The following is a 14,286-nucleotide window of genomic DNA, read 5'->3' on the forward strand; positions in this document are numbered from 1 at the left end:
CTTGGAATGTGAAATAGGTTTTTTCGCACCGAATCAATGCGCGATGCCCGCATTTGGCGCGGATTCTGTAGCAGCAGACTTCGCCAGCGGCTACAGGGGATTTGAATCAGCGATGAAATACAAGAACCAGCAGCACCAGATTCAGCAGCAATGACATCAGCGCCAATGTCCGCCAAACTTTCAACGGCTCACGCTCCATCAACGGTCTGGGCCGCACGCTCAAGCTGCGCCGCTCGCCCTGTTCCAGCAGCAGCAACCATTCTTCCGCCGTTTCAAACCGCTGACCCGGATCCGCCACAACGGCACGTTCCAGGCATTGCGCAATCCATTCCGGCAAATCCGGACGATAGCGACTGGCGCTGACCGGTACACCAAACCGTGGTCGCTGGAACGCTTCGATTTCACCGTAGGGATAATGCCCGGTCAGCAGGAAATACAGGGTCACGCCCACCGCGTACAGGTCTTGTTGCGGCGTCGGGATGTCCCCGCGAAAGGCTTCCGGCGCAAGGTAACTGGGCGTTCCAGGCAGGGCAGAGGTTTGATCCTCTGACAAGCCTGGGCAATACGCGAGGCCGAAATCCAGCAGACGTAATTCGCCGTCGTCACCCAGCAGCAGGTTTTCCGGCTTGATGTCGCGGTGCAGAATCTGCCGTCGATGCAGGAGGCCAACCGCGCGAAGCAGGCGCTCGGCCAGATCTTGCCATTGCGCCAACGGCAGAGGTCCGACACGGGTGTGCAGAGCTGCCAGCGTCGTTCCGGAATATTCGCGCATCACGTAGTACAAATGCTGACGCTGACTGGCGGCATGGACTTCAGGAAAATGCCGTCCCGCCACGCGCTTGAGAAACCATTCCTCCGACAGCAACGCTTGCCCGGCCAGGTGATCGTCGTGCAGCGCGGCGGGCAAGGTTTTCAATAGCCAGGGTTGCTGTTGTCCGTCGCGAACCCGATAGAGCAGCGATTGCTGGCTCTGGCCGAGTATCCCGTCAACGTGCCAGCCTTCGAAGGATTGACCGGGTTTCAGCGCCGGTGGCAACGGCCATTGCTGTAAGTGAATCAGCGCATCACCAATGCTCGTTTCACCCAGGGCATCGACTCGTACCAGCAAGGCACTTGCGTTGTCCTGGCTGCCGGCCAGGTGCGCAGCGTTGACGAGGGTCTGTGCCGCGCTCTCCAGATCGGGCTGATCTCGCAGAATGGCGGCAATCGCGGTGTCACCCAGCACAGCCCAGATGCCGTCGCTGAGCAGCACGAAACTCTCATTCAGGCGCAATTCGCCATCGAGAAAGTCCAGCACCAGATGCTGATCCAGTCCCAGTGCCCGTTTCAGCACGTGCTGCATGCCCGGCTGGTCCCAGACATGGTCCTCGCTGACGCGCTGCAATTGATCCGCGTGCCAGCGATACACCCGGCAATCGCCGACATGGGCCAGGGTAAAACGCCTGCCGCGCATGACCAATGCGCTGACCGTGGTCAGCAGCGGTTGCCCGCCACCATTGGCCTGCAGCCAGCGATTTTGCGCCAGCAGCAGGCGGTCCAGTGCCTGAGCGACACCCCAGGTTTCCGGGGTGGCGTAATAGTCCAGCGCCAGCGCCTGCAAGGTCGAGCGGGCGGCGAGACCGCCGTCGGCGCATTGGCTGACGCCGTCGGCAATGGCGAATAAGTAGCCTTTGCTGGCCGCCAGCGCCGGGGCGGGCGTCACGAGGCGCAGGGCGTCCTGGTTTTCCTCGCGCGGGCCAATGGCGCTGGCTTCGGCGAAACTCAGTTGCAGGCTCATTGAGGCCTCAGACTCGCGCCGCCGTCACAGCGGCCGAACCCCAGGTGGTTCTCCAGCGACGTTTTACCCCGTGCAGACCGAACCAGGCCAGGACGCCGAGGCTGGCGAACAACCACAGGGCCAGTTGATAACTGCCAGTGCTCTGTTTGATCGCGCCCATGCCTGCCGCCAGCGCAAAGCCACCGATACCACCGGCCATGCCGATCAAACCGGTCATCACGCCGATCTCTCGACGAAAACGCTGCGGCACCAACTGGAACACCGCGCCGTTGCCTGCACCCAAACCGAGCATGGTGCAGACGAAAAGCGCCAGCGCCGCGTAGGAATTCGGAAGATTGAAACCCACCGCTGCAATGCAGAGCGCCGCCACCGTGTACATCGCCAGCAGCGTGCGTATCCCGCCGAAGCGATCTGCCAGGGCACCACCCAATGGGCGCATCAGGCTGCCACCGAACACACAGGCCGCCGTGTAGTAACCGGCCGTCACCGGGCTCAGGCCGTACTGGTCGTTGAAATAGCCGGGCAGGGCGCTGGCCAGGCCGATGAAGCCGCCGAAGGTCACGCTGTAGAAAAACATGAACCACCAGCTGTCGCGATCGCCCAGGGCCTTGAAGTAGTCGGCCATCGACTTGGCTTTCGGCCGTTCCGGCGCGTTTTTCGCCAGCCAGGCAAAAACGATGAGTGTCAGGATCAGCGGGATCAGGGCGAAGCCGAACACGTTGCTCCAGCCGAACGCAGCGGCCAATACCGGAGCAATCAGTGCGGCAAGCACGGTGCCCGAGTTACCGGCACCGGCGATGCCCATGGCTTTGCCTTGATGCTGTGGCGGATACCACTGCGAGGCCAGCGGCAGGGCGACGGCGAAGGACGCCCCGGCCATGCCGAGGAACAGGCCCAGCACCAGCGCTTGCTCATAGCTGTGAATCCCGAGTTTCCAGGCGCCGAACAGCGCGCAGATGACAATCACCTGGCCTATCAGTCCGGCGGTTTTGGGCGACAGACGATCCGCCAGCATGCCCATGATAAAGCGCAGCACGGCCCCGGCCAGGATCGGCGTGGCCACCACCAGCCCGCGTTGTTGGGTGGTCAGGTGCAGGTCGGCGGCGATCTGCACGGCCAACGGGCCGAGCAGGTACCAGACCATGAAGCTCAGGTCGAAATAGAGGAAGGCCGCAAACAGTGTCGGCGTATGGCCGGATTTCCAGAAGCTTGAATTCATCGCGCACCTCAGCTGTGAAGAGTCTCGAGAAGGAGTCATGAGCTAGCAGGTGGGGCGCCTGTGGGCCGCACCACCGGCCCCGGGCTGTGGGGCCAAAACGAAAAAACGCCGCTACCGGATTCGCCAAGGGCAAATGAGGTGAGCGACGTCTTTGTCGTAGGTGGGGCAACCGCCGTTGGTTACCTGTGGTGATTACTTAGCCAGATTTGTGCCAGTTTCAGGAGATCGTTCCCACGCGGAGCGTGGTAATGCCGCCATGGACGCTCCACGTCCGCTTCAAGCTGTAACGAGGAGCGTGGGAACGATCGGTTACCCGAGCAACTCACTCATGGCAATGATCTGCTCGGCAACCTGGATCAACTTCTGTTGCCGGCTCATCGCCTGTCGGCGCATCAGGGTGTAGGCCTCTTCCTCGTTGCAACTTTTCATCTTCATCAACAGCCCCTTGGCCAGTTCGATGCGCTTGCGCTCGGCCAGTTGCTGGTCGCGGGCATACAGCTGGGCGCGCAGGGCCTGGTCACTTTCAAACCGCGCCATGGCCACGTCGAGAATCGGCTGCAGGCGCTGTGCGTGAATGCCTTCGACGATGTAGGCACTGACCCCGGACTTGATCGCCTGACGCATCACGCCGGGGTCGTGTTCATCGGTAAACATGACAATCGGTCGTGGCTGGTCACGGGTCACCAGCACCACTTGTTCCAGCACATCGCGGCTCGGTGACTCGGTATCGATCAGGATCACGTCCGGACGCACCGTTTCGACGCGTTCGGGCAGGTCGATGGTCAGGCCCGATTCGTCGATTACCTCGAACCCGGCTTCGGTCAGGGCGGCTTTCAGTCGACCGACTTTCTTCGCAGTGTCGTTGATCAGCAGGATACGCAGCATGTTCGCAGTCTCCTGTCAGCGCTGGGCGAATCGGTGCGAGCTGTCGCTCAGGGCGTGTAACTTGAAGCTGCGGGCATAACCGGCCGGGTCGGAACCGTCCCAGACTTTGCCGTCGATCAACTGGCTGCTGCGCATGTCCTGCCCCCGGATATCGACACCGACGGCACTGGCGGCTTCGCGGTACAGATCCAGTTGCTGGACCTGACGGGCCACGCCGAGGTAATCCGGATCGTCGCGCAACAAGCCCCAGCGCCGGAACTGGGTCATGAACCACATGCCGTCGGACAGGTACGGCACGTTGACCTCGCCGCCCGCATGGAAGCGCAACGCGTGCGGGTCCTGCCAGCGATGGCCCAGGCCGTCGGCGTAGTCGCCCAACAGGCGCGGTTCGATGCAGTCGAGGGGGGCGTCGAGGTAGTCGGGCGCGCTCAACAGCTGCGCGGTGCTGCGGCGGTTTTCCGTGCTTTGTTCAATGAACCGGCTGGCTTCCAGGATCGCCATCACCAAGGCCCGCGCGGTGTTGGGATACTGCTCGACAAACGCACGGGTGCAGCCGAGGACTTTTTCCGGGTGATCGGGCCAGATGGTCTGGGTCGTCGCCAGGGTAAAGCCGAGATTCTGTTGCACTGCGCTGGCGGACCACGGTTCACCCACGCAAAAGCCGTCGATACGCCCGGCTTGCAGGTGCGCGACCATTTGCGGGGGCGGTACCACCACGCTGTCGACATCTTGCAGCGGGTGGATGCCCTGACTCGCCAGCCAGTAATACAGCCACATGGCGTGGGTGCCGGTCGGAAAGGTCTGGGCGAAGGTGAGTTTCGGGCGAGATTGGTGCACGTGGCGCTCGAGTGCATCAGGACTGGTCACGCTCAGCGCCTGCAAACCGTGGGAGAGATTGATGCTCTGGCCATTCTGGTTCAGGCCCATCAGCACGGCCATGTCGGTCGAGGCCACGCCGCCGATGCCCAGATGGACGGCATAAATAAGACCATACAGGCTGTGGGCGGCGTCGAGTTCGCCGCTGACCAGTTTGTCCCGCAGGTTGGCCCAGGACGACTGGCGCTTGAGGTTCAGGGTCAGGCCGTAAGGCTGGGCGAACCCCTGAGTGGCGGCGACCACCACCGAGGCGCAGTCGCTCAGGGCCATGAAGCCGAGGTTGATGTCGGTCTTTTCCGGGGCATCGCTGCCATTGACCCACGCCAGAGGGTTGGCTGGAACTTCAATCATCGATAAGCACCTTGCATAAAAAACGCCGTACCAGGCGCCTTGCCAGAGCAAGGGCCAGTGACGACGCCGTTGTCTTTCGACCCATTCCGCCGTTGGCATGAGTGCTGATACCGGTGGTGGTGCAAGGCATATGCCATCGCTCGCTGATTTTGTCGCGCGCCTCGCCTGCGGCCCCGATGCGCGGCTATAATTGCCGCCACTTTTCGTAGCCCAGAGTCAAACCCGCCCATGTACACCCTGGCCCGTCAGCTGTTGTTCAAACTTTCCCCGGAAACCTCCCACGATCTGTCTCTGGACCTGATCGGCGCGGGCGGACGTTTGGGCCTCAACGGCTTGCTGTGCAAGGCCCCGGCGAAAATGCCGGTGTCGGTCATGGGCCTGGACTTCCCGAACCCGGTGGGCTTGGCGGCGGGTCTGGACAAGAACGGCGCGGCCATCGACGGTTTCGCCCAGTTGGGTTTTGGTTTTGTCGAAATCGGCACCATCACCCCGCGTCCGCAACCGGGCAACCCGAAACCACGGATTTTCCGCCTGCCGGAAGCCGAGGCGATCATCAACCGCATGGGGTTCAACAACCTTGGCGTCGATCACCTGCTGGCGCGTGTAGCCGCCGCCAAATACAAGGGCGTGCTGGGCATCAACATCGGCAAGAACTTCGACACCCCGGTCGAGCGCGCGGTCGATGATTACCTGATCTGCCTGGACAAGGTCTACGCCCACGCCAGCTATGTGACGGTCAACGTCAGCTCGCCGAACACCCCGGGCCTGCGCAGCCTGCAGTTCGGCGATTCGCTCAAGCAGTTGCTCGCTGACCTGGCCACGCGCCGCGCCGAGTTGGCGTTGCGTCACGGTAAACATGTCCCGCTGGCGATCAAGATCGCACCGGACATGACCGACGAAGAAACCGAGCAGGTCGCACAAGCGCTGATTGAAACCGGGATGGACGCGGTGATCGCCACCAACACCACCCTGAGCCGCGTCGGTGTAGAAGGTATGGAGCACGGTGACGAGGCGGGCGGTCTGTCCGGCGCACCGGTTCGTGACAAGAGCACCCACACCGTGAAGGTGCTGGCCTCGGAGCTGGCCGGTCGCTTGCCGATCATCGCCGTGGGCGGGATCACCGAAGGCAAACACGCCGCAGAGAAAATCGCTGCGGGTGCGAGCCTGGTGCAGATCTACTCCGGCTTTATCTACAAAGGTCCGGCGCTGATTCGTGAGTCGGTAGACGCCATAGCCGCCCAGCGCTGACGTGTAGCAGCTGTCGAGCCTCGCAGGCTCGACAGCTGCTACACGTTTCGGCGAAAGACAGGCATAAAAAAGGGCTCCTCGAAGGAGCCCCTGGGCCGGAGCCCGCCGTCCGGATGGGACGTGCGTGGTTAATTCATTCAGTCATCAGATTGTCGTGTCGGAGTGTTAGGCCCTGTAAATTAGCCGACGGCGTGAAGTTCGTTGAGTCTGTGGATTCCCGCAGTGCCGGTCATACCGTCCCAGTTGTCGCCGCGTCCCTCGCGCCAGCCGTTAATCCAGGCTTGGCGTACTGACGGTAGAGTAAATGGGCAAAGCTCACGGGATTTGCCACCAACGCCATATTGATATCCGCGCAAAAATGCTCTTTCCAACGGATCACGCTTAAGTCTTCTCATAGGGTGTTGCCCTCACTTGTTGACTGTATTTATCGCGTAGACCTCAATCGAGGTCTGGCAGAAAAAAACTTCTGCCGTTGGGGCCCGCTGCCGGCGTCGCGAGCCAAGGTGTCGACGTCGTTGCGGCGTCAACCTGTGTTGAGTTCTAACCAATGCGTCACATCGAGGGAATGATCGTTTTGTCATAAGGACGTAACCATAAAGATGCTATGGCCATAAGTAACACGATGTTTGCCCGTGTTTATTGGCCAAAGCCCTGTATGATCGGCCCCCCGCAGGATGACGGGGTTAATCCTTTAGTGAGAATGACTTCTGTTGCGCAGAAGCATTATTCGACGAAGGGTCGACTTATGACATTTTGTTGCATCAACTTTTTTATCTGCCTGTGCATCTAAGCTCTTCTAACCTGAGCAGCACAGGTGGGACGGCACACCTTCGTGCCACGCGGGCGCTCTTTTAGAAAAGCGCCTGATTGAAAACCGGATCGGCAATGCGTTGTCGGTTCACTTAGCTAAAGGCTCTGAAATTCCAATGTCCGATCAATTCGAAATCTTCCTCACTTGCCCCAAAGGCCTTGAAGGCCTGCTGATCGAGGAAGCCGTCGGGCTTGGCCTTGAAGAAGCACGTGAGCACACCTCTGCCGTGCGCGGCATGGCGACCATGGAAACCGCTTATCGCCTGTGCCTGTGGTCACGTCTGGCGAACCGGGTGTTGCTGGTGCTCAAGCGTTTCCCGATGAAAGACGCTGAAGACCTGTACCACGGCGTGCTGGACATCGAGTGGCAAGACCACATGCTCAACGACGGCACCCTGGCCGTCGAGTTCAGCGGGCATGGCTCGGGCATCGACAACACTCACTTTGGTGCCCTGAAAGTCAAAGACGCCATCGTCGACAAACTACGCACCCCGCAAGGCGACCGTCCGTCGATCGACAAGCTCAACCCGGACCTGCGTATTCACCTGCGCCTGGACCGTGGCGAAGCGATTCTGTCCCTCGACCTGTCCGGTCACAGCCTGCACCAGCGTGGTTATCGCTTGCAGCAAGGCGCGGCGCCGCTGAAGGAAAACCTCGCGGCCGCGATCCTGATCCGTTCCGGCTGGCCACGCATTGCGGCCGAAGGCGGCGCGCTGGCTGACCCGATGTGCGGTGTCGGTACGTTCCTCGTTGAAGCAGCGATGATCGCCGCCGACATGGCGCCGAACCTGCGTCGCGAGCAATGGGGCTTCACCGCCTGGCTCGGTCACGTCCCGGCGCTGTGGAAAAAACTTCACGAAGAAGCCACCGAGCGCTGTGCGGCCGGCCTGGCCAAGCCACCGCTGTGGATTCGCGGTTACGAAGCCGACCCGCGCCTGATTCAACCGGGCCGCAACAACGTCGAGCGTGCCGGCCTGAGCGAGTGGATCAAGATCTACCAGGGCGAAGTCGGTACGTTCGAGCCGCGTCCGGACCAGAACCAGAAAGGCCTGGTCATCTGCAACCCGCCGTACGGCGAGCGTCTGGGCGATGAGGCGAGCTTGCTCTACCTCTACCAGAACCTCGGCGAACGTCTGCGTCAGGCCTGCCTGAACTGGGAAGCCGCGGTGTTCACCGGCGCCCCGGACCTGGGCAAGCGCATGGGCATTCGCAGCCACAAACAGTATTCGTTCTGGAACGGCGCGTTGCCGTGCAAGCTGCTGCTGATCAAGGTCACGCCCGACCAGTTCGTCACCGGCGAACGTCGCACCCCGGAACAGCGTCAGGTCGAGCGCGAGCAGGCTGAAGTCGAAGTCGCCGACAACGACGTGGCACCGGGCAAGTACGAGAAGTACAACAAGAACGGCAATCCGATCAAACCGGCCCCGGTGGTGATCGAGCAACCGCGCTTGAGCGAGGGCGGGCAGATGTTTGCCAATCGCCTGCAGAAAAACCTCAAGGCGTTGGGCAAGTGGGTCAAGCGTGAAGGCATCGACTGCTATCGCGTGTATGACGCCGACATGCCGGAATACTCCATGGCCATCGACCTGTATCAGGATTGGGTCCACGTCCAGGAATACGCCGCGCCGAAATCCATCGATCCGGAAAAAGCCTCGGCCCGCATGTTCGATGCCCTGGCCGCGATTCCGCAGGCCTTGAACATCGACAAGAGCCGTGTGGTGGTCAAGCGTCGCGAACGCCAGAGCGGCACCAAGCAGTACGAGCGTCAGGCTGCGCAGGGCAAGTTCGTCGAAGTCAATGAAGGTGGCGTGAAGCTGCTGGTCAATCTCACCGACTACCTCGACACCGGGCTGTTCCTCGACCACCGCCCAATGCGCATGCGCATTCAGAAAGAGGCGGCCGGCAAGCGCTTCCTCAACCTGTACTGCTACACCGCAACGGCCAGTGTTCACGCGGCCAAGGGCGGCGCACGCACCACCACCAGCGTTGACCTGTCGAAAACCTACCTCGACTGGGCGCGTCGTAATCTGTCGCTGAACGGTTTCTCTGACAAAAACCGCCTGGAGCAGGGCGACGTGATGGCCTGGCTCGAGGCCTGCCGTGACGAGTACGACCTGATCTTCATCGATCCGCCGACGTTCTCCAACTCCAAACGCATGGAAGGGATCTTCGACGTGCAACGCGATCAGGTGCAGTTGATCGACCTGGCCATGGCGCGTCTGGCACCCGGTGGGGTGTTGTACTTCTCCAACAACTTCCGCAAGTTCACCCTTGAGGAAAACCTCGCCGAGCGTTACGCCGTTGAAGAAATCACCGCCCAGACCATCGATCCGGATTTCGCCCGTAACGGTAAGATCCACCGTGCCTGGAAAATCACTGCGCGTTGACACTTGAGCTGATTGGATCCACAGAGCCTTGATTTTTAAAGGCTCTTGGGTCATTTCAGTGCTGGCCAAATTAGTGGCTAATGGCTATAACTCACTCATGGCCAATGGGCTTTTCCGGCACCTGGCATTGTGAGTTGCCTTTATGTCGTTTCAGGCCGTACGCCCCAAGATCCTGGGTTTTATCAGCGAAGATGTGTCGGCCTGGCTGGTCGCGTTGCTGGTATTGCTCATGGGCGGCGTGCTCACCGGGTTACTGGCCTGGTCGACGGTCAATGTGTTTCACCATCAACTCAAACAACGCTTTCAACTGCTGGCCAGTGAGCGTTACAGCCGCATTGAAGAACGTTTCGAAGACCAGGAGCAGCGCCTCGACGGTCTGCGCCGGTTCTTCGTCAATTCCGACTCGGTCTCCCGCGAGGAGTTCGACGGTTACACCCAACCCCTGTTGCACCGAACCCAGGCCTATTCCTTCGCGGCCCGAGTGACTCGTGCCGAGCGCGCGGCATTCGAACAAAAGGTGCGGGACGAGGGCTTCAGCAATTTCACCCTTCGTGAGCTCGACGGCAACGGTCAACTGCAATTGGCCGCCGAGCGCGATGAATACGTGGCGGTGCTGTACAGCCAGACGCAAAGTCGACTGGGCTCGCCGCTGGGGTACGACTTGCTGGCCCAGCCGATGCGCCGCGCCACCCTTGAGCGGGCGGACAAACTGGGCACCATGGCGGTGTCGCAGCCCATGCATCTGGTCAGCATCGAGCCGGCCTATGCGCGCGGCGTGCTGTTGGTGGCCCCTGTGATGCCGCGTAACTCATCCAGCGCAGCGGGGGTAAAACCCTCCGGTTATGTGATGGCGGTGATCAGCATGCGCCAGCTGTTGGCCGATGGATTGCCGGACGCCAACTACGACTATCTGTCGGTGCGCATTCTCGATTTGTCGATCGACGAGCAGCACGAAGTGCTCTACGAGTCTTTCAACTCACCGGCGGCCAGTGATTTGTCCGCGAGCCGGCTGTTGCGATTGGCCGATCACGATTATCAGGTTGACATCACGCCGAGCGAAGCCTTTACAAAAGCCAATCATTCCTCGGTGATGCCCCTGATGGTGCTGGGCGGTTTGCTCAGTCTGCTGCTCAGTGCGTTGCTGTATGTGCTGGTCAGTCAGCGTCAGCGCGCACTGAAAATGGTGGAGCAACGCACCCAGGAACTGCGGGCCCGTGAGCAAGAGTTGCGTGGCACCCACGGCCAGTTGCGCGGCGTGCTGAATGCGGCGACTCAGGTGGCGATCATCGCCACCGACCTGCGCGGGGTCATCAGCACGTTCAACGCCGGCGCCGAGCAGATGCTGGGTTACGCCAGCGTGGACGTCGTGGGGCATATGACCCTGGAAAACCTGCACTTCCCCCGGGAACTGGTAGCGCGGGCCGCGGAGTTGAGTGCGCGGTATGGCAAACCGATTCCGACCTGTCAGGCGATGTTGGTCGAAGGGGACGAAGAGGGCGGTAGCGAGGCGCGGGAGTGGACGCTGGTACGCAGCGACGGCAGCCATTTGGCGGTGAACATGCTCGCCACCCCGGTGCTCGACGAGCAGGGGTTGTGGGTCGGTCACCTGGCGATCTGCATCGACATTACCGAGCGCAAGCGTGTGCATGAGGCGCTCGCGGCACGGGACCTGTTGTTGAAGAAACTCAGCGCCCATGTGCCTGGTGGCATCTACCAATTCAAGATGGAATTCGACGGCCGCTTCAGTGTGATCTATGCCAGCGACGGTATTCGCGAGATCTACGAGCTGGAACCGGACGTGCTGCTGCTCAATGCCGAAGCGATCTTCACGCGCATTCACCCACAGGACACGACCCGGGTCCGTGCCTCGATCCGGGCCTCGGCGGACACCCTCAGTCCGTGGCGCGAGGAATACCGCGTGCAACTGCCCATGCGCGGCCTGCGTTGGGTTCGCGGTGAGGCAACGCCCGAAGAGCTGCCCGGTGGCGGGGTGCTCTGGCATGGCTACATTTCCGACATCTCTGACCTGAAACGAGTGGAAGAGGAACTGCGGGCGCTGTCGATTACCGATTCGCTGACCGGGATTCACAACCGCCGTTATTTCCAGGAGCGCCTGACCACCGAAATGGCGAGGGTCCAGCGTGGCGTGGGCGAGTTGTCGGTGATCATGCTCGACATCGACCACTTCAAACGCATCAATGACCAGCATGGCCACGCCGTGGGGGATCGGGTGTTGCAAGCCGTGTGCGAGCGCATTGGTCATCGGCTGCGGCGCACGGACGTGTTCTGTCGCCTTGGGGGAGAAGAATTCATGGTGCTCTGCCCGGACACCGACCGCGAGCAGGCGCACGTGCTGGCCATGCAGTTGTGGCAAGGGCTGCGCAGTTCACCGATTGACTGCGTGGGGTTCGTTACCGCGAGTTTCGGGATCGCCAGTTGGCGCGTCGGGGAGGGCGCGGATGCGCTGTTGCTGCGAGCGGATTCGGGGGTGTATGCGGCGAAGCAGGCGGGACGTGATCGGGTCGAGGCCCAGAAAACCTAAGGCCTGACACACAACCCTTTTAGGAGTGAGCCTGCTCGCGATAGCGGTTTATCAGTCAACATCTGAGTTGAATGTTAGACCGCTGTCGCGAGCAGGCTCGCTCCACAGGTGATCTCCAGTGTCTGGAGGATCGGGTTAGAGCACCGACGCCGTGTCTGGCAGTTTCGGTTGGCGATAGAGGTCCAGCAGCACTTGATCCAGTACTGACGACGCGCCAAACGGTGCCTTGTCATTGAGGATCGCCACGACTGCCCACGTGTTGCCATTGACGTCGCGGCTGAAGCCGGAGATGGCGCGTACGGTGTTCAGGGTGCCGGTCTTGACGTGGGCTTCACCGCGCATCGCGGTGGTCTTCAGGCGTTTGCGCATGGTGCCGTCGGTGCCGGCAATCGGCATCGAACTGATGAACTCGGCAGCATACGGGCTATGCCACGCGGCTTGCAGCATCGCTCCCATTTCACGGGCGCTGACGCGTTCTGCGCGGGACAGGCCGGAACCGTTCTCCATCACCAGGTGCGGCGCGGTAATGCCTTTCTTCGCCAGCCACTGACGTACTACGCGCTGGGCAGCCTTGGCATCGTCACCATCGGCATCGGTACGGAATTTCTGGCCCAGGCTCAGAAACAGCTGCTGCGCCATGGTGTTGTTACTGTATTTGTTGATGTCGCGGATGATTTCCGCCAGATCCGGCGAGTAAGCCCGGGCCAGAAGTTTTGCATTGCCCGGAGTGGCCGCCAGCACGTCCTTGCCCTGAATGCTGCCACCGAGCTCCTTCCAGATGGCGCGCACGGCGCCGGCGGTGTAGGTCGCGTGGTCAAGCAGCGACAGATAGGTCTGCGAGCTGCAGCCATCGCCCAACTGGCCGCCGACCGTTACGGTCATGCTGCCATCCGGCTGGGTCACCGGGTTGTAGCGCACACCGCCAGTGCACTGCTTGGAATTGACGGCCTTGACCTGGTTTTCGATGCGAATGCTGGCAATCGGCGGTTCCACCGACACCAATACCCGACCGCCGTCGTTACGCGCGACAAAACGCAGGGCCTTGAGGTTGACCATCAGCGAGTCGGGTTTGACCAGGAACGGCTTGTTCTCGTCATTGCCGTCGTCATTGAATTCGGGCAACTGCGGTTGTACGAAGAAACCGCGGTCCAGCACCAGGTCGCCGGTGATTTGCGTCACGCCGTTGGCGCGCAGGTCACGCATCAGCAGCCAGAGCTTCTCCATGTTCAGCTTCGGATCGCCGCCACCCTTGAGGTAGAGGTTGCCATTGAGAATGCCGCCGCTGAGGGTGCCGTCGGTGTAGAACTCGGTTTTCCACTGGTGGTTCGGGCCGAGCATTTCCAGCGCGGCATAGGTGGTGACCAACTTCATGGTCGAGGCCGGGTTGACCGAAACGTCCGCGTTGTAAACGGTCGGCGTGCCCGGCCCGGTGAGCGGAATCATCACCAGTGACAGGGCGCTGTCCTGCAACTTGCTGGCCTTGAGGGCTTTTTCGACGTTAGGCGTGAGCGCAGTGTTGATCGGGGCGGCGGAGACGGAGAGGGCCAGCGGAAGAATGAAACTGGCCAGCAACAATGGACGCAAAGACTTGATCATGTGTAATAAAACCCTACAGCCGAGGGGGAAAAAGACGAGGGCATGGCGATAAAATCCCTCAGTGGTCATGAAAGTGTCGGCATTATGCCCCAAGGCTTGAAAGTGTGTGCCGTGCCATGGCCTTCTAATCTGCTATTTTTTTACCGGCGGTCAGCGATGCCCCCCAGAGAGTCGGGCAATTAGCGGCTTAAACTGCTAAAGTGCCGCCCGTTATTACTTATGAGGATTGTTCCAATGGCGACTAACCGTTCCCAGCGTCTGCGCAAAAAACTGTGCGTCGATGAATTTCAAGTTTTGCTAATTAGCACAAAATAGTTCGAATGTTGTCAAAAACGCCTTCACACCCCCTCCTCTGAATCCCCGCTTTTCCCGCTCTTCCCTCAAGCATCAAACATCCAGTCGCTTTCAGTCGATCACGCCCTCGGTGTGTGCCACCGCCGCAACATCAGTCAGCATTGCGCCCTTAGTCCCTCCGCACCCGGAAGAGTAGGACAGCAGCCTGTACATTCGAAGAGGTCTCAACGCTAGCAACATCACACACCCCTTGGAATATGTCCGGGTCGGCAACGGCGTCGAATTAGCAACTCAAAGGTTT

Annotated in this window: 9 protein-coding genes; 3 read left to right on the top strand and 6 right to left on the bottom strand. The window is 60.8% G+C overall.

What is annotated here, in order from left to right; translation table 11 throughout:
- Positions 1-106: 106 nt before the first annotated feature.
- The 4 genes from D882_RS0106970 to D882_RS0106985 all read right to left on the bottom strand — a co-directional run bounded on the left by D882_RS0106970 (position 107) and on the right by D882_RS0106985 (position 5,108).
- Positions 107-1,777 carry a bifunctional protein-serine/threonine kinase/phosphatase gene (locus D882_RS0106970; protein ID WP_027922563.1) on the bottom strand — a complete coding sequence of 557 codons (1,671 nt, stop codon included), beginning with the start codon at positions 1,775-1,777 and terminating at the stop codon, positions 107-109.
- Between the two features lie 7 nt (positions 1,778-1,784).
- Positions 1,785-2,996 carry a NarK/NasA family nitrate transporter gene (locus D882_RS0106975; protein ID WP_027922564.1) on the bottom strand — a complete coding sequence of 404 codons (1,212 nt, stop codon included), beginning with the start codon at positions 2,994-2,996 and terminating at the stop codon, positions 1,785-1,787.
- A gap of 309 nt (positions 2,997-3,305) precedes the next feature.
- Positions 3,306-3,881 (bottom strand): ANTAR domain-containing response regulator, encoded by a 576-nt coding sequence (locus tag D882_RS0106980; protein ID WP_027922565.1) that lies wholly within the window; start codon positions 3,879-3,881, stop codon positions 3,306-3,308.
- Between the two features lie 15 nt (positions 3,882-3,896).
- Positions 3,897-5,108, bottom strand: coding sequence for a CmpA/NrtA family ABC transporter substrate-binding protein (locus tag D882_RS0106985; protein WP_027922566.1), 1,212 nt, complete (start codon positions 5,106-5,108; stop codon positions 3,897-3,899).
- Between the two features lie 228 nt (positions 5,109-5,336).
- Between D882_RS0106985 and D882_RS0106990 the strand changes: the two genes are divergently transcribed.
- Positions 5,337-6,356 (top strand): quinone-dependent dihydroorotate dehydrogenase, encoded by a 1,020-nt coding sequence (locus D882_RS0106990; protein ID WP_027922567.1) that lies wholly within the window; start codon positions 5,337-5,339, stop codon positions 6,354-6,356.
- Positions 6,357-6,535: 179 nt separating this feature from the next.
- On the opposite strand, the gene rmf is transcribed toward D882_RS0106990, so the two are convergent.
- Positions 6,536-6,751, bottom strand: coding sequence for a ribosome modulation factor (gene rmf / locus D882_RS1000000131880; RefSeq protein ID WP_003223300.1), 216 nt, complete (start codon positions 6,749-6,751; stop codon positions 6,536-6,538).
- Between the two features lie 531 nt (positions 6,752-7,282).
- Between rmf and rlmKL the strand changes: the two genes are divergently transcribed.
- Together rlmKL and D882_RS0107000 are read left to right on the top strand one after the other, a co-directional pair.
- Positions 7,283-9,553, top strand: a complete 2,271-nt coding sequence (gene rlmKL, locus D882_RS0106995) for a bifunctional 23S rRNA (guanine(2069)-N(7))-methyltransferase RlmK/23S rRNA (guanine(2445)-N(2))-methyltransferase RlmL (protein ID WP_027922568.1) — start codon at positions 7,283-7,285, stop codon at positions 9,551-9,553.
- Between the two features lie 142 nt (positions 9,554-9,695).
- On the top strand, positions 9,696-12,095 hold the full coding sequence (locus D882_RS0107000) for a GGDEF domain-containing protein (RefSeq protein WP_027922569.1): 2,400 nt from the start codon (positions 9,696-9,698) through the stop codon (positions 12,093-12,095).
- Between the two features lie 135 nt (positions 12,096-12,230).
- Here the strand turns inward: D882_RS0107000 and dacB are convergent, their stop codons facing one another.
- Positions 12,231-13,691, bottom strand: a complete 1,461-nt coding sequence (gene dacB, locus D882_RS0107005) for a D-alanyl-D-alanine carboxypeptidase/D-alanyl-D-alanine-endopeptidase (protein ID WP_027922570.1) — start codon at positions 13,689-13,691, stop codon at positions 12,231-12,233.
- Positions 13,692-14,286 lie beyond the last annotated feature (595 nt).

Origin of the sequence: Pseudomonas sp. URMO17WK12:I12 (assembly GCF_000514395.1) — a bacterium.
Taxonomy (GTDB): Bacteria; Pseudomonadota; Gammaproteobacteria; order Pseudomonadales; family Pseudomonadaceae; genus Aquipseudomonas; species Aquipseudomonas mucoides.